Source organism: Kitasatospora sp. NPDC001225, assembly GCF_053597855.1.
In genome coordinates, this window is record NZ_JBSFJC010000001.1 from 156,386 (window position 1) to 180,314 (window position 23,929).

Annotated in this window: 17 protein-coding genes, 4 tRNA genes and 1 riboswitch; of the genes, 13 read left to right on the forward strand and 8 right to left on the reverse strand. The window is 74.8% G+C overall.

From position 1 onward, the window contains the following. Window positions 1–44: 44 nt before the first annotated feature. The gene (locus ACWDCZ_RS00690; RefSeq protein ID WP_380744300.1) at window positions 45–1,493 is read right to left on the reverse strand and encodes a PP2C family protein-serine/threonine phosphatase; all 1,449 of its coding nucleotides are present in this window, start codon (window positions 1,491–1,493) and stop codon (window positions 45–47) included. A 614-nt stretch (window positions 1,494–2,107) separates the two neighbouring features. Between ACWDCZ_RS00690 and ACWDCZ_RS00695 the strand changes: the two genes are divergently transcribed. Beyond that, complete coding sequence (locus ACWDCZ_RS00695; protein ID WP_049655147.1) at window positions 2,108–2,770, forward strand: bifunctional DNA primase/polymerase; 663 nt, start codon at window positions 2,108–2,110, stop codon at window positions 2,768–2,770. A 275-nt stretch (window positions 2,771–3,045) separates the two neighbouring features. Here ACWDCZ_RS00695 and ACWDCZ_RS00700 read toward each other — a convergent pair whose 3' ends face one another. From ACWDCZ_RS00700 to ACWDCZ_RS00715, 4 genes are all read right to left on the reverse strand, one after another. Beyond that, window positions 3,046–4,029, reverse strand: coding sequence for a DUF5926 family protein (locus tag ACWDCZ_RS00700; protein ID WP_049655150.1), 984 nt, complete (start codon window positions 4,027–4,029; stop codon window positions 3,046–3,048). 69 nt (window positions 4,030–4,098) lie between these two features. Beyond that, the gene (locus tag ACWDCZ_RS00705; RefSeq protein WP_380744302.1) at window positions 4,099–4,518 is read right to left on the reverse strand and encodes an ATP-binding protein; all 420 of its coding nucleotides are present in this window, start codon (window positions 4,516–4,518) and stop codon (window positions 4,099–4,101) included. A gap of 427 nt (window positions 4,519–4,945) precedes the next feature. Beyond that, window positions 4,946–5,770 carry a glycerophosphodiester phosphodiesterase gene (locus tag ACWDCZ_RS00710; protein ID WP_380777134.1) on the reverse strand — a complete coding sequence of 275 codons (825 nt, stop codon included), beginning with the start codon at window positions 5,768–5,770 and terminating at the stop codon, window positions 4,946–4,948. A 110-nt stretch (window positions 5,771–5,880) separates the two neighbouring features. Further along, window positions 5,881–7,299 carry a purine-cytosine permease family protein gene (locus ACWDCZ_RS00715; protein WP_079271981.1) on the reverse strand — a complete coding sequence of 473 codons (1,419 nt, stop codon included), beginning with the start codon at window positions 7,297–7,299 and terminating at the stop codon, window positions 5,881–5,883. Then, window positions 7,292–7,436, reverse strand: a riboswitch (TPP riboswitch). (Overlaps the previous gene by 8 nt.) Window positions 7,437–7,702: 266 nt before the next feature. Between ACWDCZ_RS00715 and ACWDCZ_RS00720 the strand changes: the two genes are divergently transcribed. The 5 genes from ACWDCZ_RS00720 to ACWDCZ_RS00740 all read left to right on the forward strand — a co-directional run bounded on the left by ACWDCZ_RS00720 (window position 7,703) and on the right by ACWDCZ_RS00740 (window position 13,408). Next, complete coding sequence (locus ACWDCZ_RS00720; RefSeq protein WP_449814838.1) at window positions 7,703–9,505, forward strand: S1C family serine protease; 1,803 nt, start codon at window positions 7,703–7,705, stop codon at window positions 9,503–9,505. A 63-nt stretch (window positions 9,506–9,568) separates the two neighbouring features. Further along, window positions 9,569–9,656, forward strand: a tRNA-Ser gene (locus ACWDCZ_RS00725). Window positions 9,657–9,784: 128 nt separating this feature from the next. Then, the gene (locus ACWDCZ_RS00730) at window positions 9,785–10,612 is read left to right on the forward strand and encodes a MerR family transcriptional regulator (RefSeq protein ID WP_449814839.1); all 828 of its coding nucleotides are present in this window, start codon (window positions 9,785–9,787) and stop codon (window positions 10,610–10,612) included. Between the two features lie 45 nt (window positions 10,613–10,657). Then, complete coding sequence (locus ACWDCZ_RS00735) at window positions 10,658–11,875, forward strand: MFS transporter (RefSeq protein WP_449814840.1); 1,218 nt, start codon at window positions 10,658–10,660, stop codon at window positions 11,873–11,875. Window positions 11,876–12,043: 168 nt separating this feature from the next. Then, on the forward strand, window positions 12,044–13,408 hold the full coding sequence (locus tag ACWDCZ_RS00740; protein ID WP_375875092.1) for an FAD-binding oxidoreductase: 1,365 nt from the start codon (window positions 12,044–12,046) through the stop codon (window positions 13,406–13,408). Between the two features lie 276 nt (window positions 13,409–13,684). On the opposite strand, the gene ACWDCZ_RS00745 is transcribed toward ACWDCZ_RS00740, so the two are convergent. Continuing rightward, window positions 13,685–13,867 carry a hypothetical protein gene (locus ACWDCZ_RS00745; protein WP_143204509.1) on the reverse strand — a complete coding sequence of 61 codons (183 nt, stop codon included), beginning with the start codon at window positions 13,865–13,867 and terminating at the stop codon, window positions 13,685–13,687. Between ACWDCZ_RS00745 and ACWDCZ_RS00750 the strand changes: the two genes are divergently transcribed. Together ACWDCZ_RS00750 and ACWDCZ_RS00755 are read left to right on the forward strand one after the other, a co-directional pair. Then, window positions 13,866–14,195 carry a hypothetical protein gene (locus tag ACWDCZ_RS00750; protein WP_049656286.1) on the forward strand — a complete coding sequence of 110 codons (330 nt, stop codon included), beginning with the start codon at window positions 13,866–13,868 and terminating at the stop codon, window positions 14,193–14,195. The two genes, ACWDCZ_RS00745 and ACWDCZ_RS00750, sit on opposite strands and share 2 nt — an antisense overlap. Window positions 14,196–14,727: 532 nt before the next feature. Further along, window positions 14,728–15,528: a pyridoxine/pyridoxamine 5'-phosphate oxidase gene (locus tag ACWDCZ_RS00755; protein ID WP_234348562.1), complete on the forward strand. Its 801-nt coding sequence runs from the start codon at window positions 14,728–14,730 to the stop codon at window positions 15,526–15,528. 86 nt (window positions 15,529–15,614) lie between these two features. Here ACWDCZ_RS00755 and ACWDCZ_RS00760 read toward each other — a convergent pair whose 3' ends face one another. Continuing rightward, window positions 15,615–16,682: an EamA family transporter gene (locus ACWDCZ_RS00760; protein WP_198959328.1), complete on the reverse strand. Its 1,068-nt coding sequence runs from the start codon at window positions 16,680–16,682 to the stop codon at window positions 15,615–15,617. 152 nt (window positions 16,683–16,834) lie between these two features. On the opposite strand from ACWDCZ_RS00760, the gene ACWDCZ_RS00765 reads away from it, so the two are divergent. Further along, the gene (locus ACWDCZ_RS00765) at window positions 16,835–17,707 is read left to right on the forward strand and encodes a DUF1906 domain-containing protein (RefSeq protein WP_107086553.1); all 873 of its coding nucleotides are present in this window, start codon (window positions 16,835–16,837) and stop codon (window positions 17,705–17,707) included. Window positions 17,708–17,913: 206 nt separating this feature from the next. Next, on the forward strand, window positions 17,914–19,575 hold the full coding sequence (locus tag ACWDCZ_RS00770) for a long-chain fatty acid--CoA ligase (RefSeq protein WP_449814841.1): 1,662 nt from the start codon (window positions 17,914–17,916) through the stop codon (window positions 19,573–19,575). A 67-nt stretch (window positions 19,576–19,642) separates the two neighbouring features. Here the strand turns inward: ACWDCZ_RS00770 and ACWDCZ_RS00775 are convergent, their stop codons facing one another. Next, window positions 19,643–23,176, reverse strand: coding sequence for a PAS domain-containing protein (locus ACWDCZ_RS00775; protein WP_449814842.1), 3,534 nt, complete (start codon window positions 23,174–23,176; stop codon window positions 19,643–19,645). Window positions 23,177–23,353: 177 nt separating this feature from the next. Here ACWDCZ_RS00775 and ACWDCZ_RS00780 point away from each other — a divergent pair. From ACWDCZ_RS00780 to ACWDCZ_RS00790, 3 genes are all read left to right on the forward strand, one after another. Continuing rightward, window positions 23,354–23,447, forward strand: a tRNA-Ser gene (locus ACWDCZ_RS00780). 230 nt (window positions 23,448–23,677) lie between these two features. After that, window positions 23,678–23,750: transfer RNA gene (locus ACWDCZ_RS00785), tRNA-Arg, on the forward strand. 34 nt (window positions 23,751–23,784) lie between these two features. After that, window positions 23,785–23,860, forward strand: a tRNA-Arg gene (locus ACWDCZ_RS00790). Window positions 23,861–23,929: the final 69 nt, after the last annotated feature.

Here is a 23,929-nt window from a genome sequence, read left to right on the forward strand (position 1 = left end):
ATGGTACGGACGCACGGCCGCCCGTTCGTTCCGGGCCCGAACCGTCACTCGAAGCGGGCCGCCAGCAGCATCAGGTCGTCGGTGGCCGTGCCCCCGGCGTCCGGGTCCGGGCAGACGGCCAGCAGGTGGGCGCAGAGCCGGTCCGGGTCGATCCGCACGTCACGCGGGGCGTCGGCGGCGGCCCGGCGCAGGTTGGCCTGCCCGGCGTGCAGGGTCGGGCCGCAGCGGCGGGCCAGGCCCTCGGTGTAGAGCAGCAGGGTGTCGCCGCGCTCGGCGACGAACTCCACCCCGGGGGCCTCCCAGCAGGCCAGCATGCCGAGCGGGGCGGAGAGCGAGGTCTCCACGAACTCGGCGCCGTGCCGGCCGACCAGGACGGGCGGGCAGTGCCCGGCGCCGGCCAGGGTGATCCGGCGCTCCTCGGGCTCGATCCAGGCGTAGACGGCGGTGGCGGTGCGGGTCGGCTCGGTGGTCTTGAGCAGCAGCTCCAGGTCCCCCAGGACGGAGACCGGGTCCTCGCCCTCCAGCACCGCGTACGCCCGCAGCGCGGCCCGGACCCGGCCCATCGCGGCGGCCGCGCCGGGGGCGGAGCCGGGGCCCGCGCCGGGGCCGTCGCCGGAGACGGAGCCGACGGTGAGGCCGATGGTGCCGTCGGGCAGCGGGATCGCGTCGTACCAGTCGCTGCCGGTGGAGCGCTCCAGCCCGGCGGGGACGAGCCGGGCGGCCAGCCGCAGCCCGGCGGCCCGGGGGAGCCGGTCCGGCAGCAGGCCGCGGCGCAGCGCCTCGGTGGTGCGCGAGATCCGGTCCGCCTCCAGCTGCTTGGCGAGCAGCGGGGCGGCGATCTCGCAGTAGTGGCGGGCCAGTTCGCGCTGGCAGTCGGTCGGTTCGGCGGGCTCGTCGTAGAACCAGAGGGCGGCGGCGAGCGGGCCGTCCTCCTCGGTGGCGAGCGGCAGGCCGTAGGCGCCGCCGAGGCCGAGGTGGACGGCGAGTTCGCGCAGCCGGGCGCCGGTGGCCGGGTCCTCGGCGAGGTCGTGGGAGTGCAGCTGGGCGGGCCGGTCCCGTTCGCGCAGCAGCCGGGCCAGCAGGCTCTGCTCGGTCGGGACGGTCTCCAGGGCGCCGAGGCTGGCGCGGTCGAGGCCGTGGCCGACCGGCTGTCCGGGGCCGCCGCCGGGCCGCCGGGTGACCAGCATGCCGCGCCGGGCGCCGAGCAGGGCGGCGCCGGAGGCGAGGACGGTGTCCAGGGTGGCGGCCAGGCCGCGGGCGCGGGCGAGCCGTTCGGTGTGCTCGTGCAGGCTGGTGATATCGGACAGGCGTCCGGCCAAACGGTCCTGCAGCGCGGCGGAGGGCGCCGTGCGGCCGTCCGCCGTGCCGTCCGGGGCGTTGACGGGGCCGGGGAGGTCCGGCAGGTCGAGGACGGTGAGCCCGCCCGCGCAGCCGGGTTCGCCAGGCTCGGCGGTCGTCGTCGGGAGGGCCGTCGACGGGTGGGACTCGTTCATGCCGTCACTCCTGACGCGGTGCTACGTGCCATGCGAAACCCCCAGGTACGGCCAATGTGGAGCGAGCACGGCCAAAGGGCGTGTTTCGCCTCGATTCGCTACTACTCGTCATTGATCGACAGCAATGCCACCACTTCTACACAGGCCATTCGGGGCATGTCCAGATCCAGGACGACGCGGTGGCCCGTTCCACATCGATCGCGACCCGGTCGGGGGGCGCGCGTGGTTGGTGCGCGCGCCACTCGGCCCGGAGGCATGGAGCGGGCCGCGAGCGGGCAGAACGGGGAGGACGGCCCGGGCGGCCGTCCGGATCGTATGTCCGTGCCGCCCGTGAGCCGGGTCGGCCGGAACTCTCTCACTCGTACGGTGGAACCAAGCGCGCCCGGGCGGCGTCCATCCGGTCGCGTACGGGATTCTCGTTCCAAGGGCTGTGCCCTGCGCGGCCCTTTCACGTCGTACTCCACACCTGCTCCACGTCGTGCCGCGCCGTCCGCCCTGCCGCCCACCCCGCGCCGCGCCGCCCGGGTCCGTGCCGCGGCGGGTCCGCGCGGAGGATCCCGACGGACGCCGGCGGAGCGGAGCGAACCGAGCGGTCAGGGAAAGGAACGAGCGCCATGCGTGAGAACCCGAAAGACCGGTCGGAGGATCGTTCCGCCCGGCTGGCCGCGGCCCTGACGGCCGCCGTCGACCACCGTTGGCCCGTGGTGCCGGGCGCCGTGCTGCGCGACGGCCGCTGCTCCTGCGGCGACCTGGACTGCACCGTCCCCGGCGCGCACCCGCACGACCCCTCGCTGCTGGCCGCCACCACGGACGCCCGGATGGTGCGCTGGTGGTGGGAGCGGCAGAGCCCGGACGCGCCGGTGCTGGCCGCCACCGGCTCCACGGTCTCGGCGGTCAGCCTGCCCGCGGCGGCCGGCGCCCGGGCGCTGGTCTACCTGGGCGCGCTGCGGCTGCCGCTCGGCCCGGTGCTGGCGATGCCGGGCCGCTACGCGCTGCTGGTGGCCCCGTACTCGCTGGACGTGCTCGGCGAGATGCTCGCCCAACTCCCTTGGGTGCCGGGCTCGTTGCGCTACCACGGGGCGGGCGGCTTCCTGCCGCTGCCGCCCGGCGGCGCGGCCGTCGGGGTCCCCTCGGCCGGAGGCTGGGGGAGGGTGCGCTGGGTGCTCGCGCCGCGACCGGGCGTCGGCGGCGGGGTCTGGCTGCCGCAGGTCGGGCCGCTGCTGGGGGAGTTGGTGGAGGCGACGGTCCGGCTGGACAGCGGGCGTTCGGCCTACTGAGGCCCACCGGAGCGGGACGGGCTGTCGACACCGTCCGCCGGGCCCGGATCCGGGCTTCTCCCGGGTCTCGGCCCGGGCCCGTCCGGGGGCTCCGAGCGGGGCACTCCGGAAAAAGAAAAGATCCGGCCGCTGGCGACGGGGGATGCACCAGCGGCCGGACTCTTTAGACAGTAACAAGGATCCGCGCCCGCGCCAATTTCCAAGACGCCCTCCACGCCCGGAAATTGCGCGTTCACCGCGACAATGTGACGCGTATCACGCGGATCCTGCGCCCTTTAGTTCAAGGTGACCTGACGGTTCACCAGGTTCGCGCGGGTGCGCCGCTCCTCGGCGGTCAGCGGGGCCGCGTCGGCGAGCACCGCGGCGAGCCGCTCGGCGAACTCGGCGGCCGGCTTCTCGCAGTCGGCGGCGGTCATCGCGAGCGGGAGGTCCCACACCGGGACGGTCAGGCCGTGCGCGCGGAAGGAGCCGACCAGGCGGGTGTCCGGGCCGAGCGAGGCCTCGCCGGCCGTGTTCAGCCGGGCCAGCGCGTCCAGCAGCTTCTCCTCGGGCACGGTCATCACCCAGCGCAGGTGGTTCTTGTCCGGGGTGCCGCACCAGTACGCGGAGTCCACGCTCGCGAGCTTCTCGGTCGGGATGGCCGAGGCGTTGGCGCGCTCCAGGGAGGCGGCGACCTCGCCGGTGGCGGCCTCGGCGTCCTCCAGCCAGAACTCGAAGCCGGTGTGCACGGCGGGCGTGAACGCGGCGGTGGTGTCCAGCAGGTCCTGCAGGCGGCGCCCGCCCGGGACGGTCCGGCGGGCCGGCACCGGGCTGCCCGGCTCGGTGGCCAGGGCCAGCTCCAGGGCGTCCGCGAGGTCGCGGCTGAGGTCGCCGGAGGCGGACTGGGTCTGCAGGCCGAGCAGGATCGAGCCGTCCTGGCGGCGCAGGGCCGGCCAGGCCAGCGGCAGCACGGTGGCCAGGGTCACCGACGGGACGTCACCGGTCGCGCCGTCGGCCACCCCGGCGGCCAGCGTCAGCGGCACCGTGGCGGCGGGCACCAGCTCGCGCAGGGCCACCCAGTCGGCTTCGCCCGGCAGGCCCTCGAACGGGCGGTGCACCAGCTCCTGCACCGCGTGCGAGGCCTCCCGGCCGTGACACGCCTTGTACCGGCGGCCCGAGCCGCAGGGGCAGTCCTCGCGGGCCCCGACCACGGGGATCTCGCCCGTGACGGCGGTGGTGGACTGGCGCTGCGGCGCCTTCTTGGCGGCCTTCTTGCCCATGCTGCGGCTCTCCCGGGAACGGTGGTCCTGTGTCCCGGGAAGCCTAACGACACATTTCCCGAGCCCGGCTCACGCGCTACGGGCATCGCCCCCGGTGCGCCGGGCGTGCCGGGCCCGGGCGGGCAGCGCCGCCCAGACCGTGACCTCGCCGGGGGCGTCGCGCACGCCCCAGTCGCTGGCCAGCTGGTCGACGATGCTCAGGCCGCGGCCGCCGCGCGAGGTCAGCGAGGGACTCGCGGGCAGCGGCCGGGTGGCCGCCCCGCCGTCCGTGACCTCCAGGGTGAGCACCCCGTCGGCGTGCATCTGCCAGCGGACCAGCACTCCGCCGGCCGGCTCGGCCGGACCCTCGGCGGGCTCCCGGGCGCCCTGCGCGGCGGTCGCCCCGGAGGGGACGCCGACCAGCACCTGCCCGAGCACCTCGGCCCGGGCGCTGCGGCCCAGGGCCGGCAGCGGGCCGAGCGGACGGGCGTACCGACAGGCGTTGCTCAACAGCTCGGAAAGGATCAGAACAGCATCATCGATGACCGGTTCGGGTACCTGCCGGTCACCCAGATCTCGACGCAGTCGGCGCCGTGCGACCCCGACACTCGCTGGGCCGTGCGGCACTGCCATGGTCGATGAAGTCGGCACTTCACGCGCCACCATCAACGCCACCCCCGGACCTCCTTCAGCGTATGCCGAGGGAGAGATGCCCCTTGGTAATGCGTCGGAAACGAGCACCGGACGATCCCGCGAGCCCATTTCGAGTGCGGCGACCGACGGTCGACATCAGGTCATTCCGCGCTCACCCTCCGTCGCCCGGATGCAAGAATTCCGGCAATTTCGCGCGAGGAAGGTTTGACTGCCGACCAGAGTGATCGGATCGGAGGGGTTCGGAGGAGTACGGCCTTCGGTGCGCCGACGGATCACCGGTGGATCACCGGCCGAGCTGCGCCAGTACCTCCGCGGGCCGGTTGGTGATGATCGCGGACACCCCGAGCTCCAGGCAGAGCTCGACGTCGGCCGGCTCGTCCACCGTCCACACGTGCACCTCGTGGCCGAGCTCGCGCAGCCGGGTCACCAGCTGCGGGCGGGCCCGCACCAGCTCGATGCCCGGGCCGGCGATCCGCGCCCCGCCCGGCAGCGGCGAGCCCTCGCGCAGCCGGCCGAGCAGCGGCAGGGTCCGCTCGAACAGGAAGACCCGCCGGTACCGCGGCGCGGCGGCGGCCACCCGGTTCAGCGCGACCGAGGAGAAGCTCATGATCCGGGCGGACGGGCGGTCGCCCTCCCGGGCCGCGCCGATCTTGAACCGCTCCAGGGTCCGCAGCAGCTCGGCCTCCACCCGGCCGCGGAAGCGCACCGGGTGCTTGGTCTCGATCGCCAGGTCCACCGGGCGGCCGCACTCCACCACCAGCTCCAGCAGCCGCTCCAGCCGCAGCACGCCGCGCAGCTCCGGGTCGGTGCTGGGGCGGCCGGTCTTCCAGGCGCCGAAGTCGTACGCCTCCAGCTCGGCGAGGGTCATGGCCGAAACGGTGCCCCGGCCGTTGGAGACCCGGCCGATCCGGCGGTCGTGCACGCAGACCAGCGCGCCGTCGGCGGTGACCCGGACGTCGCACTCCAGCGCGTCCGCGCCCTCGTCGAGCGCGCGCCGGTAGGCCGCGAGGGTGTGCTCGGGCAGGGCGTGGGAGGAACCGCGGTGGGCGATCACCTGGACGGGCGGCACGGTGCGCGCCGCCGCCGAGGACAGGTCTGGGCTGGTCACAGGCCCAACGATAGGCGGCGGAGGTGAAGCGCGGACAAAGACGGCCCCAACCTGTGGGGCCGTCTGCGCACCTGCGGGGGCCCGCTCGGGCCCCCGCTCCCTCCGCTCCGTCAGCCCCGGACGGCGCGGCGGCCGAGCGGGGTGAGCGCCCAGGTGGCCAGGGCCGGCACCAGGAAGGCGAACAGCGAGGCCGAGGTCCACTCCTGCGGGGTGAAGTGCAGCGCCTCCTGGGCGGAGGTCCAGAAGTCCGTCCACCAGCCCGCGACCTTGGTCGGTGCGATGAACTGGTAGACCGCGAAGCCCAGGGCCCACGGCAGCAGCATCAGCCAGCGGGACGGCGCGTCGGCGGAGAGGTTCCAGCCGCGCCGGCCGGCGCCGAGGAAGTAGTCCACCACGAGCACCGCCAGCAGCGGCACGAACACCGAGCCGATCAGGCCGAGGAAGCCGTAGTAGGTGTCGGTGAACTCGTCGATCTGCAGCGCCAGCACGGTGATCAGCACGCCGATCGCGCCGGAGAGCACCCGGCGGTCCACCTTCGGCAGCAGGTTCTGCACCGACATCGCGGTCGAGTACACGTTGGCGAAGGACTGGTCGGTCTCGCGCAGCACCAGCACCAGCAGGAACAGCCAGCCGGCCCAGACCCCGAGGAAGGAGTCGAAGATCCGGTTCGGGTCGCCGTCCGACTGCAGCAGCGCCATCAGGCCGAGCACGTAGCACCAGACCTGGGCGACCGTGTAGCCGGAGAAGCTGCCCCAGAACGCCGAGCGCGGGGTGCGCGAGTGCCGGGTGTAGTCGGCGGCCAGCGGCACGAAGGAGACCGACACCGCGATCATCGCGTCGGTGGCGCCGAGGAAGCCGTGCCAGTTGCCCGCGCCCGGGTCCGGCACGCCCTGGCGGCCCAACTGGACGGTGAAGTACACCATCGCCACCGCGACCGCCCCGGCCACGAAGCGGCGCAGCACCGCGATCGAGCCCAGCGGCCAGATGGTCAGCGCGGTGGTCAGCGCGCCCGCGAGCAGGACGAACAGCCAGCGGTAGCCGGTGGTGTGCGCGACGGTCTGCGCGCCCGCCGAGATGGTCAGCAGCTCGAAGACGCCCCAGCCGATGCACTGCACGATGTTCAGCACCGTCGGCAGGTACGACAGCCGGGTGCCGAACAGCCCGCGCAGGTTCGCCATCGCGGGGGCGCCGGTGCGGGCGCCGATCAGCGCGGCCACGGCGAGCATCGCGGTGCCGACCGCCGTACCGATCGTGATCGCGGTCACCGCGGCGGCCAGCGACAGCTCGCTGCCGGGGGCGCCGAGCACGGTGGCGGCGGTGGAGAAGCCGATCAGGCTGACGCCCAGGTTCATCCAGAGCGCGAAGTGGTCCCGGAAGCGCAGCGTGCGCGGCGGTTCGGTGTCCAGGACCAGGGGCGCTTCGACGTGCTCGGCGCGTTCCAGGAGGGCGGTCGCGCCCGGCGCGGGGGCGTTCGCGCCGGAGTCGGAGGCGTTCGTACCCGAAGAAGAGGATGGCGAAGCAGGCGGCATGGCCGATACTCCCTACGCCGGCATTACCCGGACAGGTTCCGGCGGTCAGCGCCCCCTCGAACGTCCGTCACTCGTGTGGCGTACGGTCGACATGCGCACTCTCAGCCTGGTGGGTCCAAGCTCCCGCGTGTCAGTTTGGAGCGCCAGGCTAACCGGCGCGGGTGCCGACGCCCAAGGCCGAGGGCGGGGCGGTCCGCATCGCGGACGCCCGACGGGGAGGGGAGCCCCGGCCGTCGGTACGGGTGCCGGAGCCGGTGTCGGTGCCGCTGTGGGTGCTGACGCCAGTGCCGGTGTCGGTGCCGGCTAAGGATTCTTATGAGTTCTTCAGAGGGGTCCTTACGGCAAACGAATCGACAGTGCGAAAAACTATGGTCCTTGGTTCTGCCAGCTATGGAGGTCGTCCGTGAGCACCGAGCGCGAGGTTGGGCCCACCGGGCCGCAGGGGGAGCAGCCCGCCGGGCCGGGGGCGGCCGAGTCCGCTGCCGCGGGCCCCGCTCAGGGCGGGCACAACCCGACCATGGCGTTCCGGCGGGTGCCCGAGCCGGAGGCGGGCGCGGTCGAGGCCGCCGCCGCCGAGGCGGCGCCGTCCGCCGACGCCGTTCCGGCCGAGGAGGTCCCGGCGGGGGGTGGGCACAAGCCCACCGTCGCCTTCACCAAGGTGCCCGCACCGGAGGCACCCGCCGAGCCCGTGGCACCCGCCGCACCCGCCGTACTCGCCGTCGAGGAGCCGGCCGTCGACCCGGCCACCGGCTACATCGACGCGCCGCCGCCGGTCCTGCCGCCCGTTCCGCCCGCCCCGGTGGCCGCCGCCCCCGCCGCCCCGGCCCTGCCGCCGGCCGGCAACCCGTACGCCACCCCGACCCACGGCGTCCCCGCCGCCGGCGCGCACGAGGGGTACGGCGCCGCTCCGGCCGCGCCCGCCGCGCACGGCCACCACCCCTTCGGGGCCGGCCAGCCGCTCGGCGGCTGGGGCCCCACCCACGACTCCACCTCCGGCGGCGCCGGCTACCCCGGCGGCCCGGCCGGCCCGCTCGGCTACCCGGCGGAGTACCCCGGCGGTCCGGGCGGCCCCGGCGGCCCGCGCAAGAAGCGCGGCGGCCTGGTCGCCCTGATCGCGGCCGTCGCGCTGGTCGCCGGTGTGGCCGGCGGCGCGCTCGGCGTGTCCGTCTCCGACAGTTCCGACCGCAGGAGCTCCGCGAACGACCACCGCAGCACCACCGTCCAGGCCAGCGACACCCAGAAGAACGAGCCCGTCCCCGGCTCGATCGCCGCCATCGCGCAGAAGGCGCTGCCCAGCGTCGTCACCATCAAGGCGCAGGGCAACGGCGAGTCGGGCACCGGCACCGGCTTCGTCTTCGACACCGAGGGCCACATCCTCACCAACAACCACGTCGTCGCGCCGACCCTCAGCGGCGGCAAACTGACCGTCAAGTTCGCCGACGGCAGCTCCTACAGCGCCTCGGTGCTCGGCCACGCCGAGGGCTACGACGTCGCCGTGGTCAAGATCGACAACCCGCCCAAGAGCAAGCTGGCCCCGCTGCCGCTGGCCGACTCCGACAAGGTCAACGTCGGCGACGCCACCGTCGCGATCGGTGCGCCGTACGGCCTGGAGTCCACCGTCACCAGCGGCATCATCAGCGCCAAGGACCGTCCGGTGGCCTCCGGCGACGACACCGGCTCGCAGGCCTCGTACATGAACGCCCTGCAGACCGACGCCTCCATCAACCCCGGCAACTCCGGCGGCCCGCTGCTCGACTCCGGCGGCGCGGTGATCGGCATCAACTCGGCGATCCAGTCCAACGCCTCCGCCAACGGCCGGGCCGGCAGCATCGGCCTGGGCTTCGCCATCCCGATCAACCAGGCCAAGTGGGTCGCGGACACCCTGATCAAGACCGGCAAGCCGGTCTACGCCAAGCTCGACGTGCTGCGCAACGACGACTACAAGGGCGACGGCGCGCAGATCCAGACCAAGGACATCCAGGGCCAGCCCGCCGTCACCCCCGGCGGCGCGGCCGACAAGGCCGGCCTCAAGCCGGGCGACGTCATCACCAAGCTCGGCGGCGTCCCGATCGACAACGGCCCCGCCCTGGTCAGCCGGATCTGGACGCACAAGCCCGGCGAGACCGTCGACGTCGAGTACACCCGCAACGGCCAGACCCTCACCACCAAGGTCACTCTCGGCCAGCGCGAGGGCGACCAGCCGTAACCCCCGCCCGCACCGAAACGTGTGCACCGAACCCCGCCGGACCCGTTAGGCTGACCTCCGCCTGGAGAGCTGCCCGAGCGGCCTAAGGGAACAGTCTTGAAAACTGTCGTGCGGTGACCCCGTACCGTGGGTTCGAATCCCACGCTCTCCGCCGGTAGGAGAACCACCTGCTCAGGGCGGGTGCCGAGACCACTCGGCACCCGCCCTCGGTGTTTCCCGGGCCACGGGCGGGGCGGGGGTTGACCCTGACACGGTGGCAGGGGGTGGAGTGGTCGCACCATGTTGAACATCGGAGACTTCGCCAGCCACGGCCGGGTGTCGGTGCGGATGCTGCGCCACTACGACGCGATTGGGCTGCTGCGGCCCGCCCGGGTGGACCCGGTCAGCGGCTACCGCTTCTACGAGGCGTCCCAACTGGCCCGGCTCAACCGGGTGATCGCGCTCAAGGAGCTCGGGTTCACCCTGCAGCAGGTGCGGGCCGTCCTGGACGAGCGGGTGGACGCGGCCGAGCTGCGCGGGATGCTGCGGCTGCGGCGGGCCCAGCTCGCCGCGGCGATCGCGGCCGACGAGCTGCGGCTGGCCCGGGTGGAGGCGAGGCTCCGGACGATCGAGAGCGAGGGGACCATGTCCGTGCGGGATGTCGTGGTGAAGCCGGTGCCGTCCGTCCAGGTGGCCCAACTGACCGGTGTGGCCGCGAGTTACGAGCCGGAGGACATCGGGCCGGTGATCGGGCCGCTGTTCGCCGAGCTGTGCCGGCGGCTGGCCGGGGCCGGGATCGAGGCGACCGGCCCGTCCATCGCCCACTACCAGGACGCCCCGGAGGGCAACGGCTCGGTGCTGGTCGGGGCCGCCGTCCCGGTCGGCCCGTCGGTGCGGGCGGGCGCGCACGACTTCGAGGTGGTCGACCTGCCGCCGATCGGGGAGGCGGCGACGATCGTGCACCGCGGCCCGATGGACGAGGTCCTGGGCGCGGGCCAGGAGCTGGCCCGCTTCATCGAGGAGAACGGCTACCGCTCGGCCGGCTACGCCCGGGAGCTGTACCTGGAGTGCCCGGAGGACCCGGCGGGGTGGGTCACCGAGCTCCAGGAGCCGGTGGTCCGCGGGTAGCCGGGCTTGCCCTCGACCCGGTCGAGGGTCCTAGCGTCACCCGGCATGACCACTGCCGCTGCCACCGCCGCCGTCGGTTCGCGGGCCGCGCTGCCCCGGACGTACCTGCTCTGGCTGGCCGGGGTCCAGGCCGGACTGCTGGGCGACGCCGCGCTGTACTTCGCCCTCGGCTGGGCCGCCTCCGCGCACGGCGGCGGCGCGGCCGGGCTGGTCCTGACGGCGGTCACGGTGCCGCGCACCGCGCTGGTCCTGCTGGGCGGCGCGGTCGCGGACCGGTTCGGCGCCCGTCGGGTGATGCTCGTCGGGGACACGGTGATGCTGGTCGCGACCGCCGCGCTGGCGCTGGTCGCGGCCGAGCGGAGCACACCGCTCTGGCTCCTGGTCGCGGCGGCGGCCGTGATCGGGACGGTCGACGCCTTCCACCTCCCGGCGAGCGGTTCGATGCCGCGCCGGCTGGTGCCCGCCGACCGGCTGCCCCGGGCGCTCGCCCTGCGGCAGGCCGGCGGGCAGGGCGCCGTCCTGCTCGGGGCGCCGCTCGGCGGCCTGCTGGTCGCGGCCGGCGGGCTGCCCGGCGCGGCACTCGCGGACGCGGTGAGCTTCGGGGTCGTGCTGCTGGTCCTGCTGAGGGTCCGCCCCGGGGCGGACGGGCCGTCCGGTCCGCGGGCCGGCCTGCTGAGCGAGGCCGCGTCCGGCGTCCGGCTCGCCCTGGCCGACCCGCTGCTGCGGGCCGCGCTGCTGCTCACCGGTGCGGCGGCCGGGGCGCTGCTGCCGGTGGTGTCGCTGCTCGGCCCGCTGCTCGCCCGGGCGCACGGCTGGTCGGCCGGGACGGCGGGACTGGTGAGCGGCGGGCAGGCGGCCGGGGTACTGGCGGTGGCCGTCCTGGTCGCCCGGCGGGGCGCGCTGCCCCGGGCCGGCGTGGGGGCGGCCGCCGGGCTCTGTACGGCGTCGGCGGGGATCGCGCTGCTGGCCCTGGCCGCGGGGCCGGTGGCGGCGGTGGCCGGCAGTACGGTGGCGGGCCTCGGCTCGGGGCTCTTCGCCTGCCACCTCGGCCCGCTGGTGCTGACCGGCGCGCCGCCGACCCATCTCTCGCGGGTCCAGGCCCTGCTGACGCTCGTGCAGAGCCTGGCCCTGGTGCTCTCGAACGCCCTGCTGGGCCTGCTCGCGGACGCGGCGGGCGCCGCCCCGCCCACCCTCCTCTGCGCCCTCGCCACCGCCGCCGCCGGCCTCACCGCCCTGGCCACCCCGACCCTCCGCCGGGCCTGAGCCGACCGGTCGCCCGCGCCGGCCCCGGGATCCGGCCGGCACCTCCCCGTACGGCGGCCCTTGCCGCCAGCCCCGGTGCCCGCCCCTTCCCGTGGCCCACTTGCCCGCCCCCTGCCGTCCGGGCAGAGTGCGGAGGTGGAGGCGGTCGGGCGGTGAGTGGAGGCGGCGATGAGTGATCTGACGGACCGACTGGTGCAGGGCCTCCCGGACGGGGCCGTCGTGGTGGACCCGGACGTGACCGCCGCGTACCGCCACGACATGGCGGGCTTCTGCGCGGCCGGGCAGCCCGCGGCGGTGGTGTTCCCGGAGACGGTCGAGCAGGTGCGGCACGTGCTGCGCACCGCGACCGAGCTGCGCGTCCCGGTGGTGCCGCAGGGCGCCCGGACCGGGCTGTCGGGTGCGGCGAACGCGGTGGACGGCTGCGTCGTGCTGTCGCTGGTGAAGCTGAACCGGATCCTGGAGATCGACCCGGTGAACCGGATCGCGGTGGTCGAGCCCGGTGTGGTGAACGCCGAACTGTCCAGGGCCGTCGAGGAGTTGGGCCTCTCGTATCCGCCGGATCCGTCCAGCTGGGAGTCCTGCACGATCGGCGGCAACATCGGTACGGGGGCCGGTGGGCTCTGCTGCGTGAAGTACGGGGTCACCAGCGAGTACGTGCTCGGGCTGGACGTGGTGCTGGCGGACGGGCGGCTGCTGTCCACCGGCCGTCGGACGGCGAAGGGCGTGGCCGGGTACGACCTGACCAGGCTGTTCGTCGGCTCGGAGGGGACGCTCGGGGTGGTGGTCCGGGCGGTTCTGTCGCTGCGGCCGGCGCCCGCCCCGCAGCTGGCGCTGGCGGCGGAGTTCCCGAGCGCGGACACGGCCGGGGCGGCGGTCTGCGAGGTGATGGCTCGGGGTCTGACCCCGTCGCTGATGGAGCTGATGGACGCGGTCTCGGTGCGGGCCGTCAACGAGTTGGGGCGGATGGGGCTGCCGGAGTCCACCCAGGCGCTGTTGCTGGTGGCCTTCGACGGGCCGGACCGGGTGGCCGAGCTGGCCCGGGTCGCGCGGCTGTGCCGGGAGGCCGGGGCGACGGAGGTGGTGCCGGCCGAGGACGAGGCGGAGTCCGATCTGCTGCTGGCCGCCCGGCGGATGGCGCTGCCCGCGCTGGACCGGCTGGGCACCACGATGATCGACGACGTGGCGGTGCCGCGCTCCCGGCTGGCGGAGATGCTGAACGGCGTCGCGGTGATCGCCGAGCGGCACGGGCTGACCATCGGGGTGGTCAGTCACGCGGGGGACGGCAACACCCACCCGATCGTCATCTTCGACGCCTCGGACGAGGAGGAGACGGCCCGGGCCCAGCGCTCCTTCGACGAGATCATGGCGCTCGGGCTGGAGCTGGGCGGCACGATCACCGGGGAGCACGGTGTGGGGCTGCTGAAGCGGGACTGGCTGGCCCGTGAGTTGGGCCCGGTGGCGTTGGACCTGCAACGGCAGCTGAAGGCGGTCTTCGATCCGCTGGGAATTCTGAATCCCGGCAAGATGATCTGATTTTCACTGAAGTATTTCGGCGGGGACCGCACGTCCGAACCTCTGCCGTCGTGGTGTGGCATCCGACGGCCTTTTCATGACCGGGAAAGTCGACATGGGAGGGTGACCGAACTTTTCCAGGGGCGCGTGTGCGGTTCGCACGCGCCAGGGTGGTGCGCCCAGCGGATCGTGTGACGGTGCCGCGCCGTCCCCCGGATCGACCATCGACCAGCGGCCGTACGGGTGAAGTCCCAGCTCGGACGGGGTATCTCGCCGCGTTTTCCGTTTTCCCGGCCGTCATGCGCGGCCCGGGTGGATATCACGCAAACGGGCGAAATTCGCCGTGTGAGCTAGCGCTTTGTCGATTTGTTGCGGAAGTCTGTCTTCCGGCGTCGCAGCCCGCAGGTGTTCGTCCGGTCGACGAACCTTGCGCACCTTGATCGACCATTGCGCGACAAGCAGCTTCCCGGAGGCATTCATGGCTCGCACCCACCCCCGTCGAACAGCCGGGCTCCTACTCGCCGGCCCGCTCGCGGCCGGCCTGCTGCTGGCCGGTGCCGGGGCTGCCGCCGCCGACAACGGCGCGGGCGCCGAGGGCGCCTCCAACGCCGGGGCGGTCTCCGACACCGGCACCGGCAACGTGTTCGGCGGGGTCGACGGCAACTACGTCTCCACCCAGCAGACCGCCGCCGGCTCCGGCGCCACGAACCAGGACAACACCATCGCGGTGAAGGACAACACCGGCACCGTCCAGGGAGGCCAGGGCAACAAGGACGTCAACGTCGTCGTCGCCCCGACCTTCAACTGACCGGCCGCACGGCCGAGTGACGGCACCGGGCACCACGGAAGGCGGGGGCGCCGGACGTGGGTGGAGGCGGGTGAGCTGAGCAGCCGCCGACAGGCCCGGACCGGAACGGAACGGCCGGAACGGACACCGAACCACCGACGCATCACCACCAGAGGGAACAGCGCAACGACCGGCCTGCGGAAAGGGTCACCGCGAAACCGGTCTCGTGGGCGGTGCCGCCATCGGCACCGCCCACGAGTGTGTCCGGCGCCGGTCCCGGGTTCCCCGGCCGTCGGCCCGGGCGTCCCCGCAGGACGTCCCCGCCAGGCCTCCCCGCCGGATCTCCCCGCCGCGCATCGCCGTCGGAGCACCCCGCCGGGCATCCCCGGAATCCCCCGCCGACCGGCCCGGATCCGTCCACCGAGGGCCCGCGCCCGGAGCCGTCGGCCCACGGCGGTACGGTTGCGCTCCGACAGCGCACCCACGTGCCCGGGCCCGGATGGACCGGCCCGGCCGGGGCGGCGACCGCGGCAATCGGAAGGAAGGGCGCGCGATGGCGGCGGAGGAGGAGGGCCTGACCGGCCCGGACGAGGCCAGGCCCGCACCGGAAGCCGGGGCGGAGCCGGCGGCGGACGCGCGTCCGGAGCCGTCGGCCGAGCCGCTCCACGAGCACCGCTCCGGGCCCAGGTCCGTCCCCGAACTACTGCTCGGCCGCCCGCCGATGGCCCGCCCGCTGCCGTCCTTCGACCACCAGGCCGCCCCCGCCGAGCCCGGCCCGCTGTTCGTGGACTGGCTCGCCACCGCGCTGCACGCCGGTGTGCTGGACCCGCAGGCCTTCACCCTCTCGACCGTCGACGCGGACGGCATGCCGGACGCCCGGGTGCTGGTGCTGCGCGACGTCGACGCGGCCGGCACCGGCTGGAACTTCTCGGCGGCCGCCGACAGCCCCAAGGGCCGCCAGCTGGCCGAGCACCCGGCCGCCGCGCTGACCGTCTACTGGCCGCAGCTGGGCCGCCAGGTCCGGGTGCGCGGCACCGTCGAGCGGGCCGCTGACCTGGTCGCGGCCGCCGAGTTCGCCACCCGCTCGCCCGCCGCCCGGGTCGGCGCGCTGGTCGGGCGGCAGAGCGAGCCGCTGGGTTCGGTCGCCGAGTACGACGAGGCGGAGGCGGTCGCCCGTCGCCGGCTGGAGGCGCACCCGGACGCGGTCGCGCCCGGGCACGCGGTCTACACCCTGTGGGCGCACGAGGTGGAGTTCTGGCAGGGCGACGCCCAGCGCCGGCACACCCGGCTGCGCTACACCCGTACCGGCCCGGTCAGCTCCCCGGAGTGGTCGCGCACCCTGCTCTGGCCGTAACGCCGTAGCGCCGTAACGCCGCCGGGTCCCCAGGGCCCCCAGGCCCCCAGGCCACCAAGGTGTCCTGGGGGCCAAACCGGCGCGGGCTACCGTCGCCCGGTCAGCGTGGCCCCCACGCTGGCCGCGACCACGCACCCGATCCCGGCCAGCTGCGGCGCGCCCAGCAGCTGTCCCAGCACCACCAGCCCGACCAGCGCGCTGACCGCCGGCTCCAGGCTGACCAGCACGCTGAACACCCGCTGCGGCATCCGTCGCAGCGCGGTCATCTCCAGCGCGTACGGGATCACCGGCAGCAGCAGCGACACCCCGGCCACCGCGGCGAGCAGCGCCATCGGCGAGGCCTCGGGCGCGGTCAGCCCGTGCCAGGCCTGGCCGAGCCCGAACGGCGCCAGCGTCAGCGCGCCGACCGTCATCGACACCGCCAGGCCCTGGAAGCCCTGGAAGGCCGCGCCGACCTTGTCGGTGAACAGGATGTACAGGGCGTAGCAGGCGGCCGCCCCGAAGGCGTACAGCAGGCCGACCGGGTCGAGCGATCCGCCGCCGTCGCCCTCGCCGAGCAGGGTCAGCAGCGCCACGCCCGCGGCCGCGAGCAGCGCCCAGAGCAGGTGGCTGGCGCGCCGGGCGAAGACCAGGGCGACGGCGAGCGGGCCGAGGAACTCGATGGTCGCGGCGGTGCCCATCGGCAGCCGGTCGATCGCCCCGGCGAACAGGAAGGTCATCCCGGCCGAGGCCATGCCGAGCAGCGCGGCCGCGGCGAGGTCGCGGGGGCGCTTGCCGCGCAGCTTCGGCCGGGTGACGGCGAGCAGGATGACGGCGGCGAAGCCGAGCCGGAGGAAGGTCGTGCCGCTGACGCCGAGCGGGCCGAACAGCGGCTTGGACAGGGCGATGCCGGTCTGCACCAGGAACATCGCGGTCAGACAGAGAAGCGGCGCCGGGATCCGCTCCGGGCGCCGCAGGACCTTGCCGAACCGGCCGGTGGACCGGCCGGGGTGGACTTCGGGTGGCGCCGAGGGGCCGGACGCCCCACCTCGTCGCCAGCTGCCCCGCTCGCCGGCGGGCTCGCCCTTGGGGGAGGGCGGCATGGCCAGGGCCTCGGCGACGGCGGCAGCCGACGACGAGGCGGCAGGGGTTTCGCTGGTATGGGAGGTGGGCATATTTGTGAGTTTGCCGTAAGGAGTGATGAACCAGCAAGCTCGTTACAAAAATCGGGACGGATACGGACGGGTGCGTCCGAAAGGGTGGACTCGCGCGGGTGTCGCGGCGTGGCTGCCGCGGTCGTCCGACGGACCGTCAGTATCAAGGCGGGGTGCGCCATCTCCGCTCCGCCGCCCTCCTCGCCGCCGCCCTCGTGCTCCTGCTGGCCACCGACGGGACGGTCGTGAACGCCGAAGCCGTCACCCCGGCCGCCGGCGCCGCCCCCCGCATCCGGGCCGTCAGGCTGCCCGACCGGTCCGGCCCGCCCCGGGCCCGCGACACCTGGAGCGGCCCCGCCTTCGACGCCTGCACCGCACCGCCGCTCGACACCCTGAAGGCCTGGCGCGACGCCTCCCCGTACGGGGCGCTCGGCGTCTACACCAGCGGCTCCCAGCGCGGCTGCGGCCAGCCGCGGCTCACCGCCGAGTGGGTGCGCCAGGTGCGGGCGCTGGGCTGGCGGTTCCTGCCGGTGCACGTCGGACTGCAGGCGCCGTGCGCCGATCCGGGCCACAAGCCCAAGCGGATCGACCCGGGGAAGGCCGTCGAGCAGGGCCGGGAGGAGGCGGACGAGGCCGCCCGGTCCCTGCGCGCGCTCGGCTTCGCCAAGGGCAGCCCGGTCTACCTGGACATCGAGGCCTATCCCTTGCGCGACCCGGCCTGCGGCCAGGCCGTGGTCGACTTCACCCTCGGCTGGACGGCGGGCCTGCACGCCGCCGGCTACCGCTCCGGCTTCTACTCCAGCCTCGACTCCGGCATCGCGGACCTCGCCGCCGCCGCCCGGGCCGGCGGCTCCCCGATGCCCGACGCGCTCTGGTACGCCCGCTGGGACGGCCAGGCCGACACCGACGGCTCCGGCGCCCTGGCCCCCGACCTCTGGACCTTCCACCAGCGCGTCCACCAGTACCACGGCAACGTCGAGGAGACCTTCGGCGGCGCCACCCTCACCGTGGACCGCAACCACGTGGACGGCCCGACCGCCCGCTGAGACCCGCCGCCGATCACCGGCCCACTCCCCGCCCAGGGCGGGGAGCGGGCCGGGGGCGGAACCGGGACGAATCCGTGATCCGCGCAACGGGGCCGGGATACTGACAGCAGGGGGTGGGAGCGGCACAATCGGGCACGTCCGCGCGCATTACCGCCCGGTAGGTGCCGCGAGCGCAGCCCCCAGTGCCGCCAGGTCAAGGAGGACCCGTGTTCAGCACGATGCAGGACGTTCCGCTCACCGTCGCCCGAATCCTGGAGCACGGGTCCACGGTCCACGGCCGTTCGACCGTGACCACCTGGGACGGCACCGGCCCGGTCGTCCGGACCTACGCCGAGGTCGGCGCCCGCGCCGCCCAGCTCGCCTGGGCCCTGCGCGACGAGCTCGGGTGCACCGAGGAGAGCGTCATAGCGACGCTGATGTGGAACAACGCCGAGCACCTGGAGGCGTACCTCGCCGTCCCCTCGGCGGGCTCCGTGCTGCACACGCTGAACCTGCGGCTGCCGTCCCAGCAGCTGTCGTTCATCGTCAACCACGCCGCCGACCGCGTGATCATCGTCAACGGCAGCGTCCTGCCGCTGCTCGCCGCCGTCCTGCCGGACCTCGCGCCGACCCTCAGGCACATCGTGGTCAGCGGCCCCGGCGACCGCTCGGTGCTGGCCGGCTTCGCGGGCGGCGTGCACGACTACGAGGAGCTGATCGCCGGCCGGCCCACCGAGTACCCGTGGCAGCGCGACATCGACGAGCGGCAGGCCGCCGTCCTCTGCTACACCTCCGGCACCACCGGGGACCCGAAGGGCGTGCTCTACAGCCACCGCTCGGTCTACCTGCACTGCCTCCAGGTCAACACCGGCGACAACTTCGCCTTCACCCCGAGCGACACCGCGCTGCCGGTGGTCCCGATGTTCCACGTCCAGGCCTGGGGCATCCCGCACGCGGCCTTCATGTCCGGCGCCAACCTGCTCATGCCGGATCGTTTCCTCCAGCCCAAGCCGATGGCCGAGATGATCGCGGCCGTCCGCCCGACCGTCAGCGCCGCCGTCCCCACCATCTGGGCCGGCCTGCTGGGCGAGCTCGACGCCGGCGACTACGACACCTCCAGCCTGCGCATGGTGGTCATCGGCGGCAGCGCCTGTCCGCCCTCCCTGATGAAGGCCTACGAGGAGCGCCACGGCATCCGGGTGCTGCACGCCTGGGGCATGACCGAGACCTCCCCGCTCGGCTCCTTCGCCCAGCCGCCGGGCGGCCTCACCCCCGAGCAGGAGTGGCCGTACCGGATCACCCAGGGCATCTTCCCGGCCTCCGTCGAGGCCCGGCTGATCGGCCCGGGCGGCGAGCGGATGCCGCACGACGGCGTCTCGGCGGGCGAGCTGGAGGTGCGCGGCCCGTGGATCGCCGGGGCGTACTACGGCGGCGCCGGCCAGGACCCGGTCCGCCCGGACGACAAGTTCTCCGAGGACGGCTGGCTGCGCACCGGCGATGTCGGCACCATCACCGCCGACGGCTACCTGACCCTCACCGACCGGGCCAAGGACGTCATCAAGTCCGGCGGCGAGTGGATCTCCTCGGTCGAGCTGGAGAACGCCCTGATGGCCCACCCCGACGTGGCCGAGGCCGCCGTGGTCGCCGTCCCGGACGAGAAGTGGGGCGAGCGCCCGCTGGCCACCGTGGTGCTGCGCCCGGGCGCGACCGCGGGGCTGAAGGAGCTGCAGGCCTTCCTGGGCGAGCGGATCGCCTCCTGGCAGCTGCCGGAGCGCTGGTCGATCGTGGAGTCGGTGCCGAAGACCTCGGTCGGCAAGTTCGACAAGAAGGTGATCCGGGCCAGCTACGCGGCCGAGGAGCTGGACGTCACGGTGCTCGGCAAGGAGTGACCGCGCGAAGGGCCGGCCGCCCCCGTACGAACGGGGGCGGCCGGCCCTTCCACGTGTTCGGCGTGCCTCAGCCGGCGGCGGCGACGCCCGCCTCGCCCATCGCGCCGATCCGCCCGAGCAGGTCGACGATCCGGGACTGGACGTCCTCGCTGGTCGAGCGCTCGGCGAGGAACAGCACCGTCTCGCCGGTGCGCAGCCGGGGCAGTTCGCGCGGGTCAAGGTCCACCGAGGTGTAGACCACCAGCGGGGTGCGGTGCAGCCGGTCGTTGGCGCGCAGCCAGTCCAGCAGGCCGACCCGGCGGCGGCGGATCTGCAGCAGGTCCATCACCACCAGGTTGGGCTGCACGCTGCTGGCCCGGGCCACCGCGTCGTTCTCGTCCACCGCGTGCTCGACGTGCATGCCGCGCCGCTCCAGGCTGCTGATCATGGCGGCGGCGATGTCCGGGTCGCCCTCGACCAGCAGCACCCGCGGGGCGTGCTGCTCGCCGTCGCGCGGTGCGAGGGCGCGCAGCAGGACGGCCGGGTCGGCCCCGTACGCGGCGTCCCGGGTGGCCTGGCCGAGGCCGGCGGTGACCAGCACCGGGACCCTGCGGTTGAGCGCCGCGGTGCGCAGTGACTGGAGCGCGGTGCGGGTGATCGGGCCGGTCAGCGGGTCGACGAAGAGGGCGGCGGGGAAGCCGGGGACCTGGGCGTCCACCTCCTCGCGGGAGCGGACGATCACCGGCAGGTAGCCGCGTGCCTGGAGGGCCTGCTTGGTGGCCGGGTCGGGCTCGGGCCAGACCAGCAGCCGACGGGTGTTGGCCAGCTCGCCGGTCGGGGCCGACGGCTGCTCGGGTGCGGGCCGCTCCTCGGCGGGCGGGAGCTCGGCCATCGGGCGCGGCGCGGTCCGGGCGGCGTCGGCCGGGACGGGCGGCTGCGGCGCGGCGGCGGGCACCGGGCCGAGCTGGCGCGGCGGGGCGAGCTCGCCCAGTCCGGTGCCGACCGGGCGCGGGCCGGACGGCTCCTCGGCGGCGGGCAGCGCGGCCCGGGCGGGCGCCAGCGCGGTGCCGGGGGAGGGCTGCGCCTGGCCGGCCTGGCCTCCTTGGCCTCCCTGTCCGGACGGGCCGGAGGCGTTCACCAGGGCGTCCGGGCCGGGCCCCGGCGGGACGGCCAGCCGGCGGCGGCGCCCGGTCGGGGCGGCGGCCGGTTCGGGCGGCGCGGGCGCGGGGCCGACCGGCAGGGCGTGCTCCAGACCGGGGTAGACCGGGGTGTCGGCCGCCCCGGGCAGGGCGAAGCCGCCGGAGGACTCCTCGGCCGAGGGCAGCGCGCGGCGGCGGCGGTGCCTGGTCTCGCCGGAGGCCTGCTCCTGGGCCGCCTCGGCGGTCGGGGTGCCGCCGGGCGGGGTGCCGTCCGGGGCGGCGGGCGCGGGGGCCGGACCGAGGGCGAGCGGCTCGCGCCCGCCGGGGCGGTTCGGCTGCGCCCGGTGGCCCTCGACGGGCACGGCGTAGGCGGGGCCGGAGCGGCCGTCGTCCTTGCCCCACGGGTCGCTCTGGGCGCCGTTCGGCCCGGCCAGGCCCTGGCGGCCGTACGCGGGGTCGTTGCCGGTGCCGTTCCACTGCTCGGGGACGGCCCGCTCGACCCGGGCGGGGGCGTTCGGCCACTGGTCGGCCGGGATGTCGGGGTTGCCGGGAGCACCGGGAGCACTGGGGACGCCGGGGACGCCGGGGGCGTCGGGGGTGTCGGACGCCGGGGTCTCGGCGGCCGGGCGGCCGCGGCGGCCGCGCCGCTCGGCGGGCGGCTCCTCGGCGGGCGCCCGCTCCGCGGCGGGGGCCGCGGCGGCCTCGGGGGTCTCGGAAGCGGGCTGCTCGTCGGCCGCCGCGGGCTCGGCGCCCTCGCCGCTGCTGGGCAGCTGCGGGATGCCCGGGAGCTCCGGCAGGACGGCGCTGTCGCTCTCCTTGGGCCGGTCGGAGCGGCCTTCGGCGGCGGCGCGCTCGGCGGCGGCCTTCGCGGCGACCGGGTCCAGCGGCAGCTCGACGACGTACGTGGTGCCGGCCTTGCCGGGCAGCTCGTGCGGCTGGAGCACGCCGCCGTGGCGCTCGACCACCGCGCGGGCTATCGGCAGGTGGACGGGGCTGCCGCCGACGCCGGGGCCGCGGATCTCGACCCGGGCGACCTCGCCGCGCTGGGCGGCGGCCAGCACGACGGTCGGCGGCTCGGGGGCGGGCGGCAGCGCGGGCGCGGCGGCGCCGTTCAGCCCGGGCACGGTCAGACCGGGGGAGGGGGCGACGGGGGCGTCCAGGGAGAGTCCGACGCCGCTGACGTCGGCGACCAGGTGGGCCAGCGCCTGGGCCAGCCGCCGCTCGTCGGCGATCACCTCGACCGCGGCGGCGTGCACCGAGAACCGCACCCGGCCGGGGCCGACCAGCTCGCCGGCCTCCTCGACGGCCCGGCGGACCACCTTGTCCAGGCCGACCGGGACCCGGGACGCGGCCTTCGGCCCGTCCTTGCCGTCCTTGGCGCCGGCCTTGGGCTCCTTGCCGTCCTTGCCGTCCTTGGCCTCGGCGGCGCCGCTCTCGCCGGCCTCGCAGCGCTGGTGGTCGAGCACCCCGTCGATCAGCTTCCCGTACCGGCGGCACTCGGCGGCCAGCCGGCGCAGCGTCCAGTTGGCCTCCGGCCAGAGCTGGCCGGCCGGGTCGGCGGCGAGCGCGTCCAGCCGCTCGTTCAGCGCGTTCAGGGCACTGCCCAGCTCGCTCTCCAGGACGGCGGTGAGGTGCTCGTTGCGGGCGACCAGGGCGAGTTCGCGGCTGCGGTCGGTGAAGGTCATCACCGCGCCGACCAGCTGGTCGCCGTCCCGGACCGGGGCGGTGGTGAGGTCGACGGTGACCGGCCGGCCGTCCTTGCGCCACAGCACGGTGCCGCGCACCCGGTGCTTGCGCCCGGAGGTGAGGGTGTCCAGCAGCGCCGACTCCTCCAGCGCCAGCGGGGTGCCGTCGGCCCGGGAGTGCTGGATCAGCGGGTGCAGCTCGCGCCCGCCCAGCTCGCTCGCCCGGTACTCCAGGATGTGCGCGGCGGCCGGGTTGACCAGCACGCAGCGGCCTTCGAGGTCCACACCGAGCACGCCCTCGGCGGCGGCCCGCAGGATCATCTCGGTCTGCTTGTGCTGACGGCGCAGCTCGGCCTCGACGCCCAGCCGGCCGGAGAGGTCGCGGACCAGCAGCAGGAGCAGGTCGGAGGAGGAGGGCGAGTTCTCGCGGTACGAGTCGTACGGGGAGCGCGCGTAGCCGCGGCCGTCGCCGTCGTCGGCGAAGTCGTTGCCGGACACCTCGACCGGGAAGGTGGTGCCGTCGGTGCGGTGGGCGGTCATCCGGACCGGGCGGTCGAGGGCGTCGCCGTCGCGGGTGGCCGGTCGCATCGAGCCGGGGATGCGGCTGGGGTCGAACTCGGGCAGCAGACCCAGCACGCCCATGCCGACCAGTGAGGTGCCCGGCGCCTGCAACGCCTGGACCGCCGCGCTGTTGGCGTCCACGACGGTGCCGTTGCTGTTCACCAGCAGCAACGCGTCGGGCAGGGCGTCGAGTATGGCGGCGAGGCGAGCAGCGCCTCGGATCGGCCTGCTGCTCACGTCGACAGGTCTCCTCGGCTCGGGGCAGCTCCTCCGGAGACGGCAGTATCTCATTCTTCTTTGCGGCGGAGTCGACCCGCCTAGTAACGTTGGCGGCGGTTGGTGCCGAGCCCCACGGTTGTGGCATCATCACTGACACACGGAACGGCTCCGCTCGCGCGGGTACGATCCCTGTGGGGAGGCTTCGCCTAGTCCGGTCTATGGCGCCGCACTGCTAATGCGGTTTCGGGGTTATTCCTGATCGAGGGTTCAAATCCCTCAGCCTCCGCCAGTCGGGAGCCCCCGTCGACGATCTCGTCGACGGGGGCTCTTCGCGTTCCCGGACACGTTCCCGGCTGCGGTCCGGCTGCGGTCCGGGACGGCCCGGAGCGCGGCCCCGGCGGCGCGCGGGAGGAGGTCGGGAGGGGGCGGGCGGGGCCCGGAACAACCGATTTCGTCCTACGCCGCAGGTCATGTAATGTTGTCCCCGCAACGCCCCGGCGGCAACGTTCACCAGGGCGAGCGCTCATAGCTCAACGGATAGAGCACTTGACTACGGATCAAGAGGTTGCAGGTTCGAATCCTGCTGAGCGCACTCAACTCCGCAAGATCGGGTTCGCCCGTTCCTTGCGCTCATAGCTCAACGGATAGAGCACTTGACTACGGATCAAGAGGTTGCAGGTTCGAATCCTGCTGAGCGCACCATCGAGAAGCCCCCGGCAACCGGCCGGGGGCTTCTCCGTTTCTCCGGCGTACCCGGCAAGTGATTCGAAC